This window comes from Blastocatellia bacterium (assembly GCA_016713405.1).
In the GTDB taxonomy this organism is placed as follows: Bacteria; Acidobacteriota; Blastocatellia; order Chloracidobacteriales; family JADJPF01; genus JADJPF01.
Genome location: JADJPF010000009.1, coordinates 127,558 through 149,903 on the forward strand (window position 1 = coordinate 127,558; position 22,346 = coordinate 149,903).

26 protein-coding genes and 1 pseudogene are annotated in these 22,346 nt (G+C 34.0%); 15 read left to right on the top strand and 12 right to left on the bottom strand.

Annotated elements, in window-relative coordinates; all coding sequences use genetic code 11:
- Entirely contained in the window at nucleotides 1-444 is a 444-nt protein-coding gene (locus IPK14_13815; protein ID MBK7994409.1) for a hypothetical protein, read from the top strand.
- A 64-nt stretch (nucleotides 445-508) separates the two neighbouring features.
- Here IPK14_13815 and IPK14_13820 read toward each other — a convergent pair whose 3' ends face one another.
- The 3 genes from IPK14_13820 to IPK14_13830 are packed head-to-tail and all read right to left on the bottom strand — an operon-like array spanning nucleotide 509 to nucleotide 1,911.
- Nucleotides 509-1,312, bottom strand: coding sequence for an anti-sigma factor (locus IPK14_13820; GenBank protein ID MBK7994410.1), 804 nt, complete (start codon nucleotides 1,310-1,312; stop codon nucleotides 509-511).
- A gap of 2 nt (nucleotides 1,313-1,314) precedes the next feature.
- Nucleotides 1,315-1,473, bottom strand: coding sequence for a hypothetical protein (locus tag IPK14_13825; GenBank protein MBK7994411.1), 159 nt, complete (start codon nucleotides 1,471-1,473; stop codon nucleotides 1,315-1,317).
- 42 nt (nucleotides 1,474-1,515) lie between these two features.
- Complete coding sequence (locus IPK14_13830) at nucleotides 1,516-1,911, bottom strand: hypothetical protein (protein ID MBK7994412.1); 396 nt, start codon at nucleotides 1,909-1,911, stop codon at nucleotides 1,516-1,518.
- A 345-nt stretch (nucleotides 1,912-2,256) separates the two neighbouring features.
- Here IPK14_13830 and IPK14_13835 point away from each other — a divergent pair, with 345 nt between their 5' ends.
- The gene (locus tag IPK14_13835) at nucleotides 2,257-2,733 is read left to right on the top strand and encodes a hypothetical protein (protein ID MBK7994413.1); all 477 of its coding nucleotides are present in this window, start codon (nucleotides 2,257-2,259) and stop codon (nucleotides 2,731-2,733) included.
- A 320-nt stretch (nucleotides 2,734-3,053) separates the two neighbouring features.
- Here IPK14_13835 and IPK14_13840 read toward each other — a convergent pair whose 3' ends face one another.
- The 4 genes from IPK14_13840 to IPK14_13855 form a co-directional block, all read right to left on the bottom strand.
- Nucleotides 3,054-3,701 (bottom strand): amidohydrolase, encoded by a 648-nt coding sequence (locus IPK14_13840; GenBank protein ID MBK7994414.1) that lies wholly within the window; start codon nucleotides 3,699-3,701, stop codon nucleotides 3,054-3,056.
- A gap of 24 nt (nucleotides 3,702-3,725) precedes the next feature.
- On the bottom strand, nucleotides 3,726-4,304 hold the full coding sequence (locus tag IPK14_13845; protein MBK7994415.1) for a TetR/AcrR family transcriptional regulator: 579 nt from the start codon (nucleotides 4,302-4,304) through the stop codon (nucleotides 3,726-3,728).
- A 132-nt stretch (nucleotides 4,305-4,436) separates the two neighbouring features.
- The gene (locus IPK14_13850) at nucleotides 4,437-4,976 is read right to left on the bottom strand and encodes a hypothetical protein (protein ID MBK7994416.1); all 540 of its coding nucleotides are present in this window, start codon (nucleotides 4,974-4,976) and stop codon (nucleotides 4,437-4,439) included.
- 29 nt (nucleotides 4,977-5,005) lie between these two features.
- Nucleotides 5,006-7,108, bottom strand: coding sequence for a hypothetical protein (locus IPK14_13855; protein MBK7994417.1), 2,103 nt, complete (start codon nucleotides 7,106-7,108; stop codon nucleotides 5,006-5,008).
- Between the two features lie 16 nt (nucleotides 7,109-7,124).
- Between IPK14_13855 and IPK14_13860 the strand changes: the two genes are divergently transcribed.
- Nucleotides 7,125-7,283, top strand: coding sequence for a hypothetical protein (locus IPK14_13860; GenBank protein MBK7994418.1), 159 nt, complete (start codon nucleotides 7,125-7,127; stop codon nucleotides 7,281-7,283).
- Nucleotides 7,284-7,463: 180 nt separating this feature from the next.
- Here the strand turns inward: IPK14_13860 and IPK14_13865 are convergent, their stop codons facing one another.
- Together IPK14_13865 and IPK14_13870 are read right to left on the bottom strand one after the other, a co-directional pair.
- Entirely contained in the window at nucleotides 7,464-8,306 is an 843-nt protein-coding gene (locus IPK14_13865) for a VCBS repeat-containing protein (GenBank protein MBK7994419.1), read from the bottom strand.
- 126 nt (nucleotides 8,307-8,432) lie between these two features.
- Nucleotides 8,433-8,975: a pseudouridine synthase gene (locus tag IPK14_13870; protein ID MBK7994420.1), complete on the bottom strand. Its 543-nt coding sequence runs from the start codon at nucleotides 8,973-8,975 to the stop codon at nucleotides 8,433-8,435.
- Nucleotides 8,976-9,224: 249 nt separating this feature from the next.
- Between IPK14_13870 and IPK14_13875 the strand changes: the two genes are divergently transcribed.
- From IPK14_13875 to IPK14_13890, 4 genes are all read left to right on the top strand, one after another.
- Nucleotides 9,225-10,007 carry a hypothetical protein gene (locus IPK14_13875; protein MBK7994421.1) on the top strand — a complete coding sequence of 261 codons (783 nt, stop codon included), beginning with the start codon at nucleotides 9,225-9,227 and terminating at the stop codon, nucleotides 10,005-10,007.
- Between the two features lie 364 nt (nucleotides 10,008-10,371).
- Nucleotides 10,372-11,526 (top strand): carbohydrate binding family 9 domain-containing protein, encoded by a 1,155-nt coding sequence (locus IPK14_13880; protein ID MBK7994422.1) that lies wholly within the window; start codon nucleotides 10,372-10,374, stop codon nucleotides 11,524-11,526.
- A gap of 68 nt (nucleotides 11,527-11,594) precedes the next feature.
- Entirely contained in the window at nucleotides 11,595-11,783 is a 189-nt protein-coding gene (locus IPK14_13885) for a hypothetical protein (protein MBK7994423.1), read from the top strand.
- Nucleotides 11,784-12,055: 272 nt separating this feature from the next.
- Nucleotides 12,056-12,778: a hypothetical protein gene (locus tag IPK14_13890; protein ID MBK7994424.1), complete on the top strand. Its 723-nt coding sequence runs from the start codon at nucleotides 12,056-12,058 to the stop codon at nucleotides 12,776-12,778.
- Nucleotides 12,779-12,822: 44 nt separating this feature from the next.
- Here IPK14_13890 and IPK14_13895 read toward each other — a convergent pair whose 3' ends face one another.
- Nucleotides 12,823-13,287, bottom strand: a complete 465-nt coding sequence (locus IPK14_13895; GenBank protein ID MBK7994425.1) for an alpha-glucosidase C-terminal domain-containing protein — start codon at nucleotides 13,285-13,287, stop codon at nucleotides 12,823-12,825.
- Nucleotides 13,214-14,719, bottom strand: a complete 1,506-nt coding sequence (locus IPK14_13900; GenBank protein ID MBK7994426.1) for a maltodextrin glucosidase — start codon at nucleotides 14,717-14,719, stop codon at nucleotides 13,214-13,216. Before IPK14_13900 ends, IPK14_13895 begins: the two co-directional genes overlap by 74 nt.
- 255 nt (nucleotides 14,720-14,974) lie before the next feature.
- Here IPK14_13900 and IPK14_13905 point away from each other — a divergent pair, with 255 nt between their 5' ends.
- The 4 genes from IPK14_13905 (at nucleotide 14,975) to IPK14_13920 (ending at nucleotide 18,032) form a co-directional block, all read left to right on the top strand.
- Nucleotides 14,975-16,453, top strand: a complete 1,479-nt coding sequence (locus IPK14_13905) for an ImmA/IrrE family metallo-endopeptidase (GenBank protein MBK7994427.1) — start codon at nucleotides 14,975-14,977, stop codon at nucleotides 16,451-16,453.
- A 224-nt stretch (nucleotides 16,454-16,677) separates the two neighbouring features.
- On the top strand, nucleotides 16,678-16,866 hold the full coding sequence (locus IPK14_13910; protein ID MBK7994428.1) for a hypothetical protein: 189 nt from the start codon (nucleotides 16,678-16,680) through the stop codon (nucleotides 16,864-16,866).
- A 151-nt stretch (nucleotides 16,867-17,017) separates the two neighbouring features.
- A complete protein-coding gene (locus tag IPK14_13915; GenBank protein ID MBK7994429.1) occupies nucleotides 17,018-17,284 on the top strand; it encodes a hypothetical protein in 267 nt (88 codons plus the stop codon).
- A complete protein-coding gene (locus tag IPK14_13920; GenBank protein MBK7994430.1) occupies nucleotides 17,256-18,032 on the top strand; it encodes an FHA domain-containing protein in 777 nt (258 codons plus the stop codon). The genes IPK14_13915 and IPK14_13920 overlap by 29 nt, the downstream gene beginning before the upstream one ends.
- A gap of 11 nt (nucleotides 18,033-18,043) precedes the next feature.
- On the opposite strand, the pseudogene IPK14_13925 reads toward IPK14_13920, so the two are convergent.
- A pseudogene (locus IPK14_13925) lies at nucleotides 18,044-18,795 on the bottom strand (NAD-dependent deacylase).
- Nucleotides 18,796-18,937: 142 nt separating this feature from the next.
- Between IPK14_13925 and IPK14_13930 the strand changes: the two are divergent.
- From IPK14_13930 to IPK14_13945, 4 genes are all read left to right on the top strand, one after another.
- On the top strand, nucleotides 18,938-20,311 hold the full coding sequence (locus IPK14_13930) for a PrsW family intramembrane metalloprotease (protein MBK7994431.1): 1,374 nt from the start codon (nucleotides 18,938-18,940) through the stop codon (nucleotides 20,309-20,311).
- The gene (locus IPK14_13935; protein ID MBK7994432.1) at nucleotides 20,311-20,703 is read left to right on the top strand and encodes a hypothetical protein; all 393 of its coding nucleotides are present in this window, start codon (nucleotides 20,311-20,313) and stop codon (nucleotides 20,701-20,703) included. The genes IPK14_13930 and IPK14_13935 overlap by 1 nt, the downstream gene beginning before the upstream one ends.
- A 62-nt stretch (nucleotides 20,704-20,765) precedes the next feature.
- Entirely contained in the window at nucleotides 20,766-21,686 is a 921-nt protein-coding gene (locus IPK14_13940) for a bifunctional 5,10-methylenetetrahydrofolate dehydrogenase/5,10-methenyltetrahydrofolate cyclohydrolase (GenBank protein MBK7994433.1), read from the top strand.
- A gap of 24 nt (nucleotides 21,687-21,710) precedes the next feature.
- Nucleotides 21,711-22,322, top strand: a complete 612-nt coding sequence (locus tag IPK14_13945) for a dephospho-CoA kinase (protein ID MBK7994434.1) — start codon at nucleotides 21,711-21,713, stop codon at nucleotides 22,320-22,322.
- Nucleotides 22,323-22,346: the final 24 nt, after the last annotated feature.

The window sequence follows — 22,346 nt, forward strand, 5'->3', positions numbered from 1 at the left end:
ATGCAGGAAAATACAAGTTTAACTATTAAAGAAAAAACTCCAATCAATTATGTGTTAACTGCCGGATTGGTTACTTTTGTACCAATTCTTTTAATGCTTAGTTTAATTAATGCTAACCCATTTTCATTAGGTAGTTTTATTTTAATAATGATAATTTGGTCAGTAACTTTAGGCCGAGGATGTTCTTTAGAAATTTCAAAAAAAGGCATTAGACAATATTGTTGTGGAATCCCTCTATTTTTAATTAAATGGGATGAAATAGCTAATATTACTTATAGCCATACTCTAGCTGGGCCTCGCTATCGTATTAGATCACGTACTTCCCCTTTAGCTGTAATTGATTTACCTGTTGATGATGCTAACTTTTCAGTTATTAAACAAGCTATTGCAGAACAAGGTGTAGTTTTATCACAATCTCCAAAAACTCCAAGTTTATTAATTTGACCTCTTAAAATAAAAAAGCCCAAGATAGCCTTGGGCTTTTTCTTTAAAAACAAACTTAAAATAATTAAATTGGGCCTGATAAATATATAGCACCTCTAGGTGTTACACTACCACCTTCAGGTTCTAAGGAAATAGCAGCCTCCTGAATATTTTGGCATTTACGAGGTGTAGCCAAAGGCAATTGAGCATTACCACTAGCATCAGTTTGGAATATTCCACCACTAACAACATTTTGATCCCCTGTAATAAACCATAGTTGATAGACTTTACCTTTTGGAGCAGGGGGTAAGTTACTAATATAAAATAACCAAGTGTTTTGGTTAGTATCCCAAAAAGCTTGACCAGAAGCTTTATTAATTAGTTTGCTATCTAAAATAATTAATCGTCGGCTACTACCAATACTGGAAATAACTTTTTGTTTTTGGTTAATTTGTTCTTTTAGTGTGTTAATTTGTGCTTCTTGCAAACTAGCTTGTAGACGAGCGCGTTTATTGAATTCAATTAGATAAACAGTTTCTGCTAAAAGTAAAAGAATTACTAAAGAAGCAGCTATACGACCTAATAAGTTAAAAGTAGTTTGATACCAAGGTTTAGTAGGAATAATCAACTTAAATGGCTTTTGTGGCCTGGTTTCACTACAAACACGATTTAGTAATTTTTCCTTAACACTTTCACTAGGGTTAGAAAGAGGGATACTACAAACTAATGAGGTTAAAGACTCTCTTAGTTGTGCAACGTCTTCTTCACAACTACTACAACCTAGGGCTAAATGTTTTTCTATAGCTGCTATATCACTAGGGGCTAACTCACCCAACAAATAACAAGCTAGAGAATCTTTAAGTTCTTTATTTAAGCTACATTCAATCATAATTAAATATAACGTTTTAACTTTTCACGTAAGATTTGTATTCCTGTGCGAATACGGGTTTTTACTGTGCCTAGAGGCTCTTGTAATTGAGTAGCTATTTCGCTTTGGCTTAAACCAGCAAAATAAGCTAATTCTATTGCCATTCTTTGTTTATCGCTCATTTCTTATAAAGCATTAATCACAGCTTCACGGCGTTGAGCAGTCTAAAAATTTTCTTCAGGATCTAATGCACTATCTATAGATGAATCATTAAGATTATTATTATCAACTACATAAAGCGTGTTGCTAATACGATCTCTAGCACGACGACGATCTATAGCACGGCTTCTAGCAATCATTACTAGCCAAGCAACTACACTACCGCGGTTTTCCCTATATTGGCTAGCTTGTTGCCAAATTTGCCAAAAAACTTCTAAAGTAACTTCTTCTGCTTCTGTGCGACAATTAAGAACTTTTAATGCTAAAGAAAAAACTAACTTATTATAACGGTCATAGAAGTCTTGCAAAGCTATTTGATCTTGCTGTGCCATTCTTGCTATTAAGTCATAAGCAGTTGATTCTGGTATTTCTGGATTTAATAAAATACGTTTTGCTTCCACTATATATGTACGCGCTGAAAATCAATTTGGATTACTTACTTCTTAGGCAATTTGATTATAACAACCTTCTCTCAAGTTGCCAATTGCACTACAAATAAAACTTACAATCAATAGAGATTTTAGAGCATTTTAGAACCTAAAGACGCAAATAGTTATAAGTTACACGATATGCTTCATAAATTAAAAAAAATGAAATAATATTAAACAATAATATATTCTAACTAATTGTTTATCAATAAGTTATGAAATTTCATAAAAATATATATTTTTGGCACAAGAAATGCCCTAGTAGCAGGCACAAAAAAGTTAACACAAAAATAAGTTTTCTAATAGATTTTTTAAGGAGTGTCTTGCTATGAAAAAAGTTTTCTACACCAAATAGGTTTTGCCACTTTAGGTGCTATTGCTTTATTATTCACCCTTTCCGTTGATGCTAATGCCCAAAATCGTAACTACAATCAACGCTATGATTATAATGATCGCTACAACAATAACTTCTATTCTCCTGCATGGGAAAATGGCTATCGCTTAGGTTTTGGCGCAGGAAGCAATGATCGCAGTTATAGAAATTCTTTTGATGTAGATCGCAGTAAAACTTATCGTGATGGTGATAGTGGTTATCGTCGTGAATTTGGCGATAAAGATGACTATAAACGCGCCTTTAGAGATGCCTTTGAAGATGGTTACAGAGATGGTTATAGTGGTCGTCGCTCTCAATTTGATCAAGTAAATTATCGTAATAATAATCGAAGAAATAGAAATAATTTTCCAAATAGTTGTCCTCCAGTTCAAAATAATAGACGTGGTGGATGGCGTTATTAGTTAATTGGATTAGTTAACTTTAAGTAAATTAAGAGGTTAGAAAAATTTTTCTAACCTCTTTTCTTTTTATTGCCACAAATTTAGAGCGTTTTTATATAACCATTTTTCCATAACATCTGGTTTGATTGGTAAAGCTTGAAATTCTGTTGTTATTTCTACCAATGGCCTACCTAGTAAAAATGCCCCTGTACCAAAAAGCACCTGATCTTGAATAATGCTATTGGCAAAAGTAAATAATGGTTCTCAACCTGTGCCTGCTTGAGTTAGATACTTAGGACGATGTGCAGCTAATTCTAAATAAACATTTTGGTGTTTACGTGCTAAGAGGATGCTTCCAAAATCCAAGGATACCCACCATGACTAAGAATTAATTTTAGCTCTGGAAAATCACAAGCTACATTGTCAAAATGTCGTGGATGAGCTAACTCGTTGTGACGCATTTCTGTCCAATTGGCTGAAGCATGTACACTAACAGGAATGTCTAACTCTACACATTTAGCATAAAAAGGATAATAACGCCGATCATCTGGCGGAAGCCCAATCATAAAGGGTCTTAAGCTTAGACCCTTGAAATTTTCCTCTTTTACAAGTCTATCAACTTCTTTTACTGCTCGCATTCCTTGAAAAATATCTGCACCAGCAAACGCAATAAATCGACTAGGGGCTTCATGTAAAATTTCCGAAATTAAATAATTAGGTGAAAATGTTTTTCCTGTGCTGGTAAGCTCATCAAACCCAGTAATTAAAGATTTATTGATTCCAGCTTTATCCATTAATTTTACATATTGTGCGACTGATAAGCCTTGGTGAAATTTATCAATAAATCTTTCAACAGATTCTTCTGTAGCAGTTTCATGATAGAAAATTCGTAAATATCCTAGCATTTGACTAGGAAAATTGTCTCTTGCATGCGCAAGAAATTTTGGCGTTGGGACAAGAGGTGCCCACATATCAATAATTTGAGACATTTTAGCTCCTTATAAAAAGTAAATTTAATAAGCTATTGATTTCCAAGCTGCTTCTGCAAGTAATTCGCTAGCTAGCTCAAGGCTAGTTTTTACCCTGCCTGCTAGCCAATGACGGGAAAATTCTTGGCTCGGGCCAATTAAAATTGATAAATAAACATCCATTGGTAAGTCTTTGATTTTAGAAGCTTTAATATGAGGTTTTAACCACTTTGATAAGGCTTGAAATGAATCTTTGTTCATTGTTTTTAGGGTAGCTTTTTGGTTGCCAATGAATTCAGCTTGTCGAGTATGGAAAATATAGCGTGCTAAATCAGCATTTTTGCTAATCCATTGTAAGTGGTATTTGACTAGAGCTTTAATACCTAATTCTGCATCTTTGTATTCTTCTAATTCCTTTATTAAACCAGTTTGATAGCTTTGTAGCCCTTCAATATAGAGACTTGCTGCAAGTTGCTCTTTACCTCCAAAATGATGGTAAATACTACCAGTACTAGCTTGAGAGCGAGCGCGAATTTCCTCAATTGTAGTTGCTTGAAAACCTATTTGGTTAAAACACTCTAATGCAGCTTTTAAGATACTTTCGCGGGTAGATGGTTTATTCATAGTACTAGAATAATATTCTAAAATAATATTCTAGTCAATTAGAAGTCTTATAATGTTTTTTAATAATTTAAGTAGATTGATTAAAAAGTTTGTAATTACTTGTGTTGTAAAGGAAATCGGCAAATAATTAGATTACTCTAACGTAAGTATAAAAGCGTCAGAAATTCTATTTTCAACCATAACTTGGATTAAGTTATCTCCTGATTGTAAGTTTAACTTACGTTTACTGCCTTTTAGGGTGAGAGAAAAATTAGATTGACTAATAATTTGTTGACTTACATCTTGGTCATTAATAATAACTTGTGCGCCGTTTATGCCATAGTCACGACCTTGAATAAATAGCATTTGTTTGTCAAAAACTGCATCAACAATAAATACTCCATCTATGATGATGTTAAAAGAAGTTGTAGCAAAGCGATTATCTGAAGTAGTAACTTGTACAACCACATTGCTAAAAGCAGGTGAAAATAGATTTGGCATTAAAATTATAGTTCCTGTTCCATCTCCATTATCAATTAGATTTACAAAATCTGGAGCAGTTAGCAAAGATAAAGTTAAATTTTCATCTCCTTCAGGGTCAAAAGATGTTACAGGGATTTCTATAACATCAATTGGGCCTATTATTTGGTCATCGATTTGATCAATTATTGGGTTTTCTTTAGCTCTAGGCACAACATTAATAGTTAAGCCAACTGTGCTGCTTAATCCAAAATGTCAGTTGCTGTTACAGCACAAACATTTAACCCAAGATCCTCAATTGTTGGAGCAATAGTTAAATCTGTACCTTCTGCTATTACAAACTGATTTTTATCACAAACAACATCAATTATTACTTCATCATTTTCTGGGTCATTTACTAGTAAAGAAACAATCACTGTATTATCTACTGCTACAGTTTGTTCAGGGATTGGTTGAATTATTGGAGGGTTATTAGGTTGTACTATTAGAGTAAAATAATCACGATTAAATAGAGGTTGTCTTCCTCCAGTTCCGCTTTGGGCTAAATCAGTTCCTTGAACAGCAATGCGAAAGATTGCTGGATTTGGCCCGGTTTGTGAAAAAAGGGAAGTATCAATAGTTAAAACTCCTTGACCTTCAATAGTATCAATAGTTACAAAGCGTGGAGGTTGTTGACCTGTTGGAGTTGGTACTAAGCTAAATGTAACGGGATCCCCCTCAATATCATCACCAATAACAGGGATAGTTACAATTTCGCCTGCTGTAACAAATTGTTTTTTTCCCTTTCCAAACTCAGCATTTAAGTCTTTTCGGTCAATTATTATTCTAGGCGCATGATTTAATATTCTTGTGTTGTTGGCATCAATCCAAATACTTCCATTTACAGAAACATGCAAAACATCTGCTGCGCCATTAAAAAAATCTGAATTAGTAAACCAACCAGAAACACAACCTATAAAAGTATCTGCTCCAGCAATAAAAGGGTCACTGCCCCCATATTGTGGGCTTCGCTGCGGTCTAACAGTTCTCATTGTTCCAGCCGTAGCATTACCAACTAAGTAAATTGATGAACGAAAATTTCCTTGATTTAATTGGCTACCTGTTACAACTAAATCAGAAAACCCATCAGCATTAAAGTCTCCAGCAGCCATTAAAAAATTAGCTCCACCAAAAGCAAAACCTAAACCTGTTTGACCTCCTCGACCTGTAACTATTCCAGGGCCACCCAATCGATCTTCTAAAATTAGACCTGGAAAACCATTAATTGTATCGTCAAAAAGCGGTATTGGTGGTTGAACTATGAAATTGCCTGGTTGCGAAGGTTGATTAATTAAAAGTGTTACAGAAGAAATTATTGAGTTACTAATTGCACTAGTTCGACTTGATGCTACAGCAAAGTCAGGGAAGCCATCTCCATTAAAATCTACTATTTGTGGTCGTCCATCTCCAAAGAAATCTGCTTGACCACCTGCAATAGAAATAGCAATGTTTGGAACAGCTATTAAACTAGTTAAAATAAAGCTTCCATCCATTTTACCAATCAAAACAGAAACTAAAGATTGATTGCCAGCAGAAACATTACCTTGGTTAATTACCATTAAATCAGGTATATCATCATCGTTAACATCTGATAACTGAGCAGACACAGGGATAAACCCGCCAGTTTCACGAAATTTTAGGTCTAAAAATAGATTTGTCCCGTCATTCATTGCTGTAACAGCTAAACTAGAGGCATAATCAATATAAACCAAGTCGCTAGCACCATCTTGATTAAAATCTGCACTCATAATATTAGTTGGGCCAGTTGTAGCAACAAATTGACGAAAAAGTAAATCGTTTCCAAAATTGCCTACTCCATCATTAAGTAATACTATTAATTGACCAGTACTAGTATCATTATTGTTTCTAGCAATTACAGTGACAGCAATATTATTTAAGCCTATATTAGGGTCAAAAAAAGTAGTTAATGAAGTAGGACGCAAAAAACTGTCAGTAAACATATCTCCAATAACAATAGGAACTATTTGTTCTGCCCCATCGGTTGTAATGTTATAGAGTAAGTAAATTATACCTAGATTTTGCTCCATTATTGCTAAATCATTATTACCACCAATACCATCAAAATCAGTTGCAGGAGAAATATTAGTAACTACTTGTAGGAAAATAGGTAGTAAATTATTAGCTGAAGGTAAAAATAACACGCCACCTGTAGAAGTATTTGATGGAGTGCTTTCCGCAAGTACAATATCGTCAGCCGCAATTTCTTCACCTAAAGGAATACCTTGACCAATAGCAATAGCAAATGGGTTAACTAAAGGAATACCATTAATATTGTTAAGTACCATACGGTTAGTAAATAAAGTGTTAATATCTCCTAAAAGTATTGTGATGCTTGCAGGAACGCTTGATCTTGCTTGTAAAATGGCTAAATCTGCTAAATCATCATTATTAAAATTTATGGTTGTTACTGCAACGGGATTATCAACTGGAATTGGCCTAGGTGTTGTGTATCCACCATAGGATTTGCCTTAAATATAGTTACTCGATTAAGAGATTGACTTATAGAAATTATTTCAGGAAATCCATCAAAATTAAGGTCTTTAACAATTAAAGCTGTTGCACTACCAGCATTTGCTAAAGTAGTAAGAGGAATAAAATCTAATAGGTTATTTTCAAATATTTCTACACCAAAAGAAGTAGCTAAAAAATATCAAAGTCTCCATCTGAAGATGATCCTAAATCAGAAATATTAGCCATTTCTATTGCAATGGCTTTAGTTGTAACACTTTGACCAAGAGAGGTTTGACCAACAATTGAGCCACTAGCAATAAGATTTAAGTCTGCCACACCATCTGGGTTAAAACCTCCTGTTATGCTAAAAAAAACTTCTATTTCTGCATTAGTTTCTCCTTGTTCAGCTACTGCAATATCAAGAATGTTATCTAAATCTAAAATACCTGTAGAGGTTGAAATGATTTGGTTGCCAGTTTTTGTTCTTAACGCACCATTTGGAGCATTAGGATCGCCAAAGCGATCAAAACTTTTTGCACCTCTAACAAAAAAAAGACCTGTCATTACTTCTATAAAACCATCTTCAGCAATAACTATGTCCGTTAATCTATCTCCTTCTAAATCAGTTAATTCCAGTGCAACAGGTCTGGAAATAGTATTAATAATACGGGGTAATTGAAAAGTGCCATCTCCAGCACCAAGAAAAATTAAAATGCAATTTTTATCTATATTATTATTTATTAGTGTAGTTGCCTGAGCAGAAATAATATCGTTAAATCCATCGCCATTAATGTCACCAATGCCAACATCAATAGTATTTATTGTTGCTAAACCATTGGGTTGAAGACCACGAAGTTCATTAAAATTGCTATTAAGAAAGCCTGTATGAATGGACGCAGCTACTAAACCGACATTAAAAGGGGCGACAACAGGTTGTGTAGCTTGAAAATCAAAATCCTGTGCTGGTAAATCCCTAACAAATGCAAATAGACAAACTACTAGCCCTAGTAGTGTCCAAACTACAGCTTTCATGCGTTATATATTACCTTTCCGAAGAAGCTTAAAACAGGCAAGTTTAGAAAATAATCTGTCTTTATATCACTTTTATTTTAAGTAAGCTAGGCTTGTTTGAAAAACTTATCAACTTAGTAAATTTTACTAATTAATTTTTAATTCCTGCCATTGACCAGGTTCTAAATTGTCTAAATGCCAATCCCCAACAGCTTGACGAATTAACCTTAAAGTTGGATAACCAACTGCGGCTGTCATCCGTCGCACTTGGCGGTTACGTCCTTCTCTAATAATTAGCTTTATCCAGCTAGTAGGAATGCTTTTACGTTCACGAATTGGTGGAACACGCGGCCAAATATTTGGTGACTCAATCAAACTAACTTGAGCAGGTAGAGTTAACCCATCATTTAATCTTACTCCTTGGGCTAATTGTTTTAATGCTTCAGGATTAGGAAGCCCTTCTACTTGAACTAAATAAGTCTTTGGCATTTTATTTTTAGGATCTGTGATTAAATGCTGTAACTTACCATCATTGGTAAGTAAAACAAGTCCTTCACTATCATAATCAAGCCGTCCAGCAGGGTAAATATTTGGTATTTTAATGTAATCGCTTAGTGTCATTCTTTGACCATTATCAGTAAATTGACATAATACTTGATACGGTTTATTAAGTAAAATTAATCTTCTCATACGTAAATAGCAAATACTAAAAATTCTTTACACCATATGGTTAAAGACTCTTTCTAAATCAGTTTCCAACTTGTGAGCAAAAAAAATTTTGGTTCTTAGTAGGAAAATTAATAAAAGTATAAAGCTTTATTTCTCAAATAAATAAGAATTTTTGCAGAAAAATTTATCTATTTAGCAAGTTTTGGCATTGTAATTGTTATAGAGAAAGCCAACAAATACAAAATCTTTTAGCAACAGGAGATTAATCATATGTCAAGAAATTTCAATAAATTAACTACTTCTTTAGCAATTATTTTTAGTCTTATTTTCTTACAAGTTCCAACTTTTGCACAAAATCCAAATATTAATAACCAACAACCAAATACTTCTGTAAATAATAGAAATTACTATGGCAGTTATGATAGAGATTATGACCGCGGCTATCGTGAAGGCTACAAATCTGGTTTTAGCGATGGAAAACGCGATGCTGAACGAGAAGTAAAAAATCTAACTAATAGAGATCTTTACTCAACAAACCGTAGTCGATCTGCTGCTGAGCAAGCTTATGCTAATGGTTTTTCCGCAGGTTATGAACAAGGTTATAACAAAGGATTTGACGAAACTTTAGCACAAGCTATACAAAAATGGCGCACTCGTGGTTATCAAGATGGCTATAATATAGGTGTAAAAGATGGTCGTCAGGCTTCAACTCGAAATCAAGCAGATGATTTCTTAAGACGCGCTCCTAGAGGTACTAATAATTTACGTAATAAACTACAACGTGCTTACGAAGAAGGCTTTATTCAAGGGTACAAAGTAGGCTTTGATAAAGGCTTTCAAGAACAAAATAGAGGTTCACAAAAAGAATTTGAAAGAGGTTATAGAGAAGGCTTTAAATTAGGCTTCCAAGATGGGCAAAGAGCTTCTAAATCTAATCGTAGAAATGAACAAGGAATTTACAACAGACGTAGCCAACAAGAAAATGATTATGAACGGGGCTACAGCAAAGGCTATAGTGAAGGTTTTGAACGTGGTTTTAGAAATACACGCTAGAACTTAACTAGTTTGTTGCTAAAGGGATACAAAATTAAGACGGGTCAAATGCCCGTCTTTTTTGTTTTTCTACCTATCAAAAGGCTATAGTTTTTATTTCCTAGTTGTTTCTTACTTATTGATAGAAAATCACTTAAGAGATAATCAGCACTCAAATTTGATATAGAAAATTAATACTTTTATGGTAAACTCTAAAAACACTCTGTCTTAATTATTAAAATATAAAAATATTAACTTAATAAATATGTCTTAGGTGGAATAAGAAAATTAAAATTATATTATACTTAGGAAACAATTTTTTTTTAGTAACGTTGTTTGTTATCCGCCAAAACATTTCTTTATTAATTAATGCTAGAGGCATTTAATGAAACCTTTAATTAAGACTGTACTTGTAGTATTTGGTTTATGCTTTTTTCCTAGTGTTTTGCTAGCACAAACTAACATAATTACTAATGGAACACCCGTTTTACCACCCGAAAAACTCCAACCCCTTGTATTAAACAAATTTACAGAAAAACCAGTTATTGATGGACGATTAGACGAAAATGTTTGGAAGACCACACCTGTAGCTACAGATTTTTATCAAACCCAACCTGGCGACAATATCCCACCTACACAAAGAACTGAAGTCCGCTTTGGCTATGATGAAAAAACTCTTTATATTGCTTTTCATGCTTATGATGAGGCTGATAAAGTTCGTGCAAATATCGCTAAAAGAGATGAAATATTTAACGATGATTACATAGGCGTTTATTTAGATACTTTTAATGATAAACGCAGGGCTTATGTATTTTTCTTTAATCCATTAGGTATACAAGGTGATGGAATTTTTAATGAAGGGATGGGGGAAGATTATAGTGTTGATGTAGTAATGGAATCTAAAGGCACAGTTACAGAAGATGGATATGTTGTTGAAGTAGCTATACCTTTTAAGTCATTGCGTTATCAAGCAGGTAAAGATAAAGCTTGGGGTCTGCATGTTTTCCGTCGTATTAGAAGAGGTAATAATGAGTTAAATTCTTGGATGCCTATTTCACGAGAAAGAACAGGAACCTTAGTCCAAGCAGGACAATTAACAGGCTTTGAAGAAGTTTCTACAGAACGAAATATAGAAATAATACCTAGTTTAACCCTTTCAGAAACTGGAAGACGAGTTACAGCTAACCCAATTACTTCAGATGGACGCTTTATTAACCAATCATTAATGCGAGATTTAGGATTAAGTATAAAAGTAGGATTAAGTCCAAATGTAACATTAGATTTTGCTGTTAATCCAGATTTTGCTCAAGTTGAGGCTGATGCTACAGTAGTTACAGCTAATCAACGTTTTCCAATTTTTTTTGAAGAAAGACGACCTTTTTTCTTAGAGGGTGTAGATATATTTCGCACACCATTAGCAATTGTAAATACTCGAACTATTGTTGACCCTGATGTAGCTGTTAAATTAACAGGGAAAAGGGATAGAGACACTTTTGGGTTATTTTTATCCTCAGATAATGCCCCAGGAATTTTTCTTTAGAGGAAAGAAACAATGCTAATTTACGACCTGCTATTGAAAAATTTTTAGATAAAAATTCTTATGTTGGTGTGGCTAGAGTAAAACGCGATATTGGGCAGGATTCTAACATTGGAATAATTGCTAGTAGTTATAGTTTTATTGAGCGACATAATAATGTTTTAGGATTTGATGGACGTTTTCGAGTTGATCCAAAAACAATTTTTACTTTTCAAGTTGTTGGTACAAATTCACGTCGTTTCTTTTTGATCCCAAAATAGGCAAATCAGAATATCGCACAGGTAATGGAATTGGTTATTTTTGGAATTTAGACTATACCGGCAGACGATTTGGTTATTTTATTGAAGGAATTGGACGTTCAACTAATTATCGTGCTGATGTAGGGTTTACCCGTCGAGTCAATAATAATACTAATACGGGTTTTATTCGTTTAAGTACAGATCCTAAAGCTAATGCAAAGTTAATTTCAATAAGGTTTATCAACTTTGATCAAATTAATTATGATTGGCAAGGACGAGTTCAAAACTGGACAATGAATCCTGAAATTAGTTTTAATTTTGCTAGACAAACCTTTATCAGTGGAGGTTATAGTCGTAGATATGAACGGCTTTTTGAAGAAGAATTTGGGCCTAAACGAAATAATAATCAATCAGGAACTTTTCTAGGTGATGCAGAACGCTCGGCATATAAAAATTCTTGGTTTTTTTCAGCGGAAACAACTCCTGTTAAGCAATATTCCCTATTTTTCTTTATTGCACGTACTACAAACAATTTTGATTTTGATTTTGGTGCAGGCCCACGTTTTCCACGTGTTAGCCCTCAAGCTTTAATTAATCCTGATGCACCACTTGACCCAGGCAAAGGAAACGAACTAGCTATAAATGCAGGGCTTAATTACCAGCCAATAGATAAATTTAGACTTTCATTTGAATATAACAGAAGCAAATTAACTCGTAATGACACAAAACGAGTAGCATTTGATGACCATATTTTTTCCTTAAAATCTAATTATCAATTTACTCCTTTTACTTTTATTCGCACTCGTATTGACTATGACACGCTAGCTACAAGGGCAATAGGGCAATTATTACTAGGTTGGACACCAAATCCAGGCACATCACTTTTTGTTGGTTATAATGCTAACTTAAATGTTAATGGTTTTAGTCCTTTTACAGGTGTTGCTGAACCTGGACTTAGGCGAAATAATCAGACATTTTTTATTAAGATGTCTTACTTAATTAGACGTAGTTTTTAAGTTTAAGCTCTCAAAAAACTTCTAGTAATTTGAGAGCTTAAAAATTAAAATTTCTCTCGCCAAATTTGCATAGCAACTGCTGAATGTTTACCTAAAGAAAGTTGTCCATGATGAACATTTCTTTCTTGTCTGCTTATTAATTCTTCCCAAGCCGTACCATCAGCAATTGCAGCATGACGCACAGGTAAATCTTTTAATTTATCTTTACCACGTTTTACAACAACAATAATTCTTTCTTGTTCACTTTCTCTTAAAAATGCAAACGTTTGATTTGCAGCATATATTATTTGGAAACCTCCCCAGCAAAGAGCCGTAGAAGAGCGTCTTAAACGGATTAGGCTATGATAATGTTGATATAATTTTTGGTTCCATTTCTTTTTATTCCAAACCATACAACGACGATTATCAGGGTCAGCTTTTCCTGCAAGGCCAATTTCATCGCCATAGTAAACACATGGAATGCCCTGGATAAGTAAGTAGTAATGTTGCAGCAAGTTTAGCTTTTTCAACATCTTCACCAACAAGGGTTAAAATTCTTGGTGTGTCATGACTACCAAGTTGGTTAAATTGTTGTGTAGCAATTTGCCAAGGAATTGTAGCTAGAAAATTTTGCAATTGTTTAGCAAATGCTTCTGTTGGTAGTGTTTGAGAAGTGTCTAAATCTTTAACGAAAGCTTTATCAATGTCAAAACCCGCCAACCAATTAAGAAGTGGAAAAGTAAAACCTCGGTAATTCATGCTTGCATCCAATTCTTCACCTTGCAAATGAGCAGTACCATCATGAAAATGTTCACCTAAAAGATAAGCTTCTGGAAATTCGGCTTTTACTGCTCTACGAATACCGCGACCAATTTTATGTCCAAGTTGTGCTTCTCCTTGTCTAGCTAGCATGTTGGCTACATCTATTCGCCAACCATCAATAGAAAATGGAGGTCTAAGCCAATGACGTAAAATAGAATCTTGTGCTGCATACATTCTATTTCTTAGTTTTTCACTACGATAATTTAGTTTAGGTAAACTAGAAATTCCCAGCCAAGAAGCATAATTATTAGGACGTGAATAAAAAGTAAAAAATTCTGCTGTTTCGCTGTTAGGGTTTGTTTGTGCATCAATAAACCAAGGATGCGTTGCCCCACAATGATTTAACACTATGTCTAACATTAAACGCATTTCTTTTTTATTTAATTCTTGTCTTAGCTTTACTAGGGCAGAGTTACCCCCAAAATGAGGATCTATATTAAGAAAATCTGCTGTATCATATTTATGATTACTTGGAGCAGTAAAAATAGGGTTAAGATAGATAGCATTTATACCTAATTCTGTTAAATAGTCTAAATTTTTATATACACCAACTAAATCACCTCCAAAAAACTCTACTCCGCCAGTTTCACCATGTGGACGAGGTAGTTCACCCCAGGGACGAGAAATTACAGGTTGGTTATAACAAAGATACTCATCAGATTTTACATTTGATTTTTTATCTCCATCAGCAAAACGATCTGGAAAAATTTGATAAAAAACACTGTCACGAATCCAACAAGGAGCATTAAAATCAACTAATAGCTTAAAATCTGTATGATCTAGAGGGGTGTGTTGTTGTATTCCTGCGCCGCTAAACCACCAACTTCCATTTATTGAATGAATAAAAAAACGGTAGTTAAAATGCTTCATTGTAATTACAACTTTAGTTTCCCACCATTGACAAACATTAATGGTTTTCGCGTAAAAATCTCCAGTTAATGAATCTGCACTAATCGGGTACATTGGAGTTAATGATTGTTCTCCATCTGGACAGGTACGTAAATAAATTGCTTTGATAGGAGCATCAATATCTGCTCTAATTTTAATTGTTACGGTTGTTCCTAATTTTTCATGTTCTAGTTTGACATAGAGCAAAGAACTATCATGATGAACAGATTCTATCCAAGAAAAAGTGGTCACAAATTTTACTCCTACAAATTTAGATTTATGGTTTTGGCAATATTAATCTAAAACACTTAAAACTCACAGTCTAAAAAATATAAACAAATTGAGGTGTTGGTTTCTCAAGATGAGGGATAGATTGCAATCCCATAGGCAAAAATGATAGTATCGACAGCTTAAAGTTAATATTAATCTTATAAGTTTTAGCTAATTTGAAAAATACTTGCTACCTATATTTTAGGGTAGTGTTAAACCATAAAGAGTCAATTTTCTATGAGCCTGAATATTCCAGTAATCTTTGGGATGAAATTAAAGAAATTTCGTGAAGGACATGGGATGTCATTGACTGATTTCGCTTCTCGTTGTGATTTATCACCTTCTTATGTTACAGAAATAGAACGTGGTAAGAAATACCCAAAAACAGAAAAAATTGTTCGTATGGCTGAAGTTTTGGGACGTAATTATGACGAGTTAGTATCACTAAAACTTTCTGAAGAACTAGCACCTCTTGAAACATTTCTTTCCTCTCCAATCTTAAAAGATTTTCCTTTTCATTTTTTTGGTATTGCTTTAACAGATTTGTTAGAAATAATGACTCGTAGCCCTTCAGAAGCGGCTGCTTTAGTAGAAGCAATGGTAGATATTGCTAATCATTATCAAGTAGGTGTAGAGCATCTTTTTCGTGCAGCATTGCGAGCTTATCAAGAACGTAAACAAAATTATTTTGAAGAAATAGAAGAAGCTGTAGAAGAATTTGACAATAATTATGGTGATCCATCTTTACATGGCTACTCCTATGAGCAGCTTTGTAAATTAATAAAAGAATTTTATCATTATCAAATAGATGAAAGCTCTTTAGCTGAAAATCCTAAACTTCAAGGTTATAGAGCAATACTAATTCCTAGAGAAGAGCCTAAACTATTGATTAATCCTCGCTTAAACTTGACGCAAAGAAAATTTCTTTTAGCTAGAGAAATAGGATATCAATTTTTAGGCTTAAAAATTAGAGCTTTAACCTCAGCACCGGAACGAGTAGACTCTTTTGAGCAGGTATTAAATGATTTTAAGGCTAGTTATTTTGCAGGTGCTTTATTAATAAAGAGTAAATCTATTAGAGCCGATATTACAGACTTTTTTTCACTTTCTGAATGGAAACCAAAAGTTTTTCTTTCTCTTTTAGATAAATATGGTGTAACACCTGAAATGTTGCTTTATAGATTGAGCGAAATTATTCCGCGCTTTTTTGGTTTCAAACTTCACTTCTTGCGCTACAATGAGGAGCAAGGTAGAGTAAAGCTAGTAAAGCAATTTAATATGTTTCGTTTGCTGGTTCCTAACGGCTTGGGTTTAACTGAGCATCATTGCCGGCGTTGGTTAGGTTTAAGACTTCTACGCCAACTTCGGAGTGCGCGTAGAATAACGACTCATCCAATTGTTGGGATACAAATTTCTAGATTTATTGAGGAACCAGATAATAAGTTTTTATGTTTTGGACTAGCACGTCCTTTAACCTTAAATCAAAATGCTAATTCTAGTGTTACTATTGGAATGCAATTTGATGAAAATTTAGAAAAAACAGTAAAATTCCTTAAAGATCGTGCTATTCCACGTATAGAAGTTGGAACTAGTTGTGAACGTTGCCCATTACCAACAGAAGAATGTACAGAAAGAATAGTTCCATCTACAATAGTAGCTCAAATAGCAGAAAATCGTGAGCGTGAAGAGGCTTTACGCCAATTACTAACACGCTAAATCCTTAATTTATAGAGTGAATGCATGAATGTATTTTCATCTGATGAACTACAAAAAAGAATTATAAATTTAGCTAAACGCCTAAGTGTACCACCAGATTCTTATTTACTTGTAAGAGTTGATTTTGATGAGCCAGAAAAATAAAACTTTGTATTGATGGCTTAACACTTGCCTTTATTAGTCATTGTTATCATAAACACCCCCGCGGCGAAAATGTTTATGAAGTGATGGAAGAAGTAGAAAAATACCCTGAAGGTAGTGAAGAAGCTACTATTTTAGAATCACGAGCCGAAGCCGCAGCAGCCTTAGAAATTCCTTTTATTGTTAAACTTAATGATATTTTAGAAGATTATTATGTTGTGCGACGAGAACTAGAACAATTTGTTGAAGATCTTGAAGATCTAAACAAATAAATTTCTAGTAAATATTTTGCTTGTCTAAAACTTATTTTTTAAAGTAAACTTGTTTTAATCCTAAACCATTTTGCCTTTGTTATATCAATTAAAATTCTAGCAGGGTTTTGCTTATATTACTTACTTTACTGGTCTTTATTTGGTTATAGTTATGGACTTTAATAACAAATATTTACAACAAATAGAAAAATATCTAATTGCTGCCGCAGAAAGAAGTTGGACAGTAACCGAAGAAGATCTTGATGCTCGTGAAATTGTTTATCAAATAATCGATCAAGTAAAACAAAATAGCTATAACTATGGTAGTATTGTTTGTACACCAAATATAATCACAATTTCAATTCCAGAAACAAAAGCAGAAAAAGTGGAAGATCTAGAAATGATCTTTAATGGCGAAGAATTTTTTGCGTTCTTATGAAGCTTTTCTTGCTAGTCAAAATTTAAGTCTATTTAATGCTGTTAGAGTGGAAGTTCAGACTGTTAGCAAAGGTAATAGTCGGGTAATGTATCGTCGTGCTGGTTTTGCTCTAGATTGGCCAGGGCCAGAAATGTCAGCCGAAGATGTTTTAGTCACTCTTGATATGACCAAAAGAACTGTAACATCTGTACAAGCACCTAGCCCCCAAATTCCTCAAATAGGGCGATTGACAGCACATAATGCAGTTGTTTATCAAAATCAATATTTAATTACCAAACCAATAGTTTATATTGGGCGGATGCGTAGTGTAATTAATGAACAAACAGGAAAATTAATTAGACGAAATGACTTTGTTTTTGCTCACCTAGAATCGGCAGATGCACTCTCTAATAGTGTTTCTCGCCAACATGCAACAATATTCTTTCGCAATGGTGCTTTTTTTCTGCTAGATCATGGAAGTTCTAATGGAACAGCCATTCAACGAGGTGGTACACATACAGAAGAATTTGTAGTTACATCTAATTACACACAAGGTGTTAAGTTAGAACACCGTGATTTATTAAGGTTTGGTTCAGCCTGGGTAAGCTTTGAACTTGTTTCTGTTGCAGAACTTAACAATAGTCAACAGGCTAGACCTGCTGATCCTTATATAGAAAATCCAAAACGAACTGGACAAATAACAAAGAATATATCTACAACAGAGCGTTCTAAATTAGACAATACTGCTAGACGTTTTCAAAATGATTAAGTAAATAATAGCTAACTATTTTTAGATTTAATTAGCTCCATTAGTTTAGGCACTATTTCGCCTGCTTTTCCTTCTAAAAATACATCCATCAAATAAGTAAGAGCAGATTCTTGATTGTTAACTTCAATTAAAAAAGCTTTTGAATTTTTTGCATAAACAGGAATTGATGCTGCTGGTTGTACAACTCCTGCTGTACCAATTACTAAACAAACATCACAATTTCTTGCTAGACTAAATGCCTGTTCTAAAGTGTCACTTGGAAGCGATTCTCCAAACCAAACTACTCCGGGCCGTGCAAAACTTCCACAACTACACCTAGGAGGTATGCTACTATGATCTAATTCTATGTCATTAAGTAATTTACCTTCCTTAAAACAACGATTTTCCATTATTCTTCCATGAAGTTCTAAAACTTTTTTGCTACCTGCTTGAGAGTGATAAGCATCAACATTTTGTGTCACAACAGCTAAGTTTAGAAAATTTTGCATTTCTGCTAATGCGTAATGTGCAGGATTAGGTGAATTTTTACGCACAATATCCCGACGGTACTCATACCAGTCCCAAACAAGTTTAGGGTTATTTAAAAATCCTGTAGGGGATGCTAATTCTGCTGGGTCATATTTTCCCAAAGCCCAACTTGTGCATCACGAAAAGTAGGGATTCCACTTTCTGCTGAAATTCCTGCTCCGGTTAATACTACTATTTGTTTAGCTTGTGATAATATTTCTACTGCAATTGATAATTGTTTAGTCAATTTTTCCATAGATTCCTTTTTGATATTTGGTGATAAAATAGGTTTTTGGATATTAAGGATTTTTTGTTAATTATGCTACAATTAGAAAAACTTAGGTTATTTTGCTAGTATCACTTATCAACTTATTTAATTTAATTTTTGGTAAAAAATTATGAAATTACGGCTAATAATTCAAAGTGGCTCATTAACAGGTCAAGAATTTCAATTAGAAACAGGCTCTTTATTATTAGGTAGAGGAACAGATTGTTCACTACGATTTGATCCAAACAAAGATGCTGGTGTATCAACAAGGCATGCTGTTATTAGCTTAGAGTCAGATGGTTTTTATATAACAGATCAAAGAAGCACTAATGGCACATTTATTAATGGAAGTCGTGTTGAAAGAGCTTTATTGCAAGCTGGCAGTTTAATCCAACTTGGTTATCAAGGGCCAAGTCTTCAAGTTATTATTGAGCAAGATAACTCAAAGATATTGCCTACTTTAGTACAACAACCACCAATATTAAATCCAACTGTAGTTGATAGCCCACAAAATTTCTTTTCCCCTCTTGCTGCTAATAATCCTGTTTTTTCTCCTACTAACCAAAATAGGATGCCTCCAAATAATACACCACTAGCAAATCCTGGGTTTTCAGTGCCAATAAATCCTCCAATAAATCCTCCAAACCCACAAATGAATTTTCCAGTAAATCCAAACCCTTCTATGAATAGCCCTGTTTATGGGCAGTATGGGCAAAATCCTGCTAGTCCTTTAGCAAATGGTACGGCTTTACTTAAACAATCCTTTAGCAATATAGGTGTTTATAACCCAGAAAAAGAAAAGAATAGCACTAAAACTATTAGTATAATTGCTAGTTTAGGTGTTATGGCAGTATTAATGCTAGTGGTTGGTGTGATAATGCTAAGTTCTATTGGGTTGGCTGGATCAATAGTTGGCACAATTTTAGCCTTTACTCCTGCTCCTTTTTATTTACTTTTATTTCTTTGGCTAGACCGTTATGATCCAGAACCGGCTTGGGCCCTAGGTGGGGCATTTGCCTGGGGTGCTTTGGTAGCTGTAATAATATCTTTTTTTGTTAACACAATTTTTGGTGCTGTAATAGGTGGATCTTTAGGTGATATATTAGGAACTGTTGTTTCTGCTCCAGTGATTGAAGAAGCAACAAAAGGACTAGGCGTTTTACTTATTTCTATATTTTTACGCAAGGAATTTGATGATATTTTAGATGGTATTGTTTATGCAGGAGTAGTAGCACTAGGATTTGCTACGGTAGAAAACGTGCTTTATTATGGTAGAGAGTTTGCTTCTGCTGGTGTTGGCCCGGGATTAGTTGTTATTCTTTTCCTTAGAGGTGTTTTATCACCATTTGCCCATGCTTTATTTACCTCTATGACGGGCATTGGTTGTGGAATTGCTAGAGAAACTCATAATAAAACCTTAAAAATAGTAATGCCATTAGCTGGTTATATAGGAGCAGTAATTTTGATGCTCTTTGGAATGGTATTGCAGTTGCGGCAAGTATAATGCTTGGTTTTATTGGCTATTTTATAGTTTATCTTGTTGTTTGGGTGCCATTATTTTTAATTATGCTTGGAGTAATGTTTTATATGGCTAGCCGAGAAGCCAAATTAATTAAAGAAATGTTAGCAATTGAAGTAGCACGAGGCTTGATTTCTCCTGAAGAATTAGAACTAATAGGTTCTTCTTTAGCTCGCTTAAAATGGTTATCTACAACTGCATTTAGCGGAAATTGGAAAAAATTTACTGCACAACGCCAATTTTTACGCTCAGTCACAAAACTAGCTTTTTGTTATTGGCATGTGGCACGTGCTAGCAAGGCTGGAGGCCAAACCCAAAGCCTACCACAAATTCCAAAATTTCAATTAGAAGTGAAGGCACTAAAAGCAGAAATTTAATAAATAGCTTAAGTATTTATAATAGAATTGTAACTTATAATAAAGCAGGAGAATATTTTTTCATGACAGCAAAATTGCTTGATGGGTTAAAAGTAGCAAAACAAATTAAAGAGGAAGTAGCAGCAGAGGTAAAATATTTATTTGAGTCTTATCAAGTAAAACCAGGGCTTGCAGCAGTGATTGTTGGAAATGATCCTGCTTCTGAAGTTTATGTAGCAAGCAAAGTAAAAACTTGTGAAACTTTAGGGCTTTATTCAGAAAAACATGTTTTGGCAAAATCTACTACAACAGAAGAGTTACAAGAATTAATCTTTAAGCTAAATAATCAAGATAATATTGATGGAATTTTGGTACAAATGCCGCTACCAAAACAAATTGATGCAGATAAAATTTTTGCATCCATTTCTGTTAACAAAGATGTAGACGGATTTCATCCAGAAAATGTTGGTAGACTAGCATTAAAACAAACAGGTTTTGTTGCCTGTACTCCTGCTGGAGTTATGGAACTTCTAAAACGTTATGATATTGATCCAGCGGGAAAACGTGCTGTTGTACTAGGTCGTAGCCGAATTGTTGGGCTACCTTTGGCCCTACTTTTAATACATGCAAATGCTACTGTAACGGTTTGTCACTCTAAAACAGCTAAATTAAAAGAAATTACACGAGAAGCTGATATTATAGTTGCTGCACTAGGTCAGACGGCCTTTATAACTACAGAGCATATAAAATCAGGTGCAATTGTTATTGATGTTGGAATTAATAAGCTTACTGAAGAAACAGAAATCTTACGTTATTTTCCTGATTATACTAAACGATTAGAAGATTTAGAAAAAAAAGGTTATACCCTTATTGGAGATGTTGAGCCAGATTGCGAAACTATTGCAGGATATCTAACTCCTGTGCCTGGGGGAGTTGGGCCGCTAACAATTGCTATGCTAATGAAAAATACCGTTAAAGCTGCTAAGTTACGACGTAATTTATAGTTATTAAAATTATTAGGAAAGTTTATGTTAAAAGTTGGTTTAACTGGTGGAATTGGTACTGGTAAAAGCCATGTAGCAAAAACATTTATTGAATTAGGTTGTTATGTTTTTGATGCAGATAAAATTGCTCGTCAAGTGGTTGAACCTGGGGAAGTTGGATTTGAAAAAGTAGTAGCAGAATTTAGTAAAGAAATATTGGCCGAAGATGGGACAATTGATCGTGCTAAATTAGGGCAAGTTATTTTTAGCAGTCCAGAAAAACGAGAAAAGTTAAACCAAATCCTACACCCAATTATTATTGATAAACAAGATAGTCTAATTTCAGAAACTATTAATCAAGACCCAAATGCTATTGTTATCATAGATGCTGCACTAATGATTGAAACGGGTAGCTATAAGAGGTTTGATAAATTAATTGTTGTTTATTGTGACAAGGAAAGCCAAATAGAGCGAGTAATGAAACGAAATAATTTATCTCGTAGCGAGGTAGAAAGCCGAATTAACTCACAAATGCCTAGTGATGAAAAACGAAAATATGCTGATATTGAAATTGATACTTCAGGGTCTTTTAAAGAAACAGAAGATAAAGTAAAGGTTGTTTATCAAGAGTTAAAAGGATTAGCCAAAAAGAAATAATAATTATAGGCATATTATTTGCGT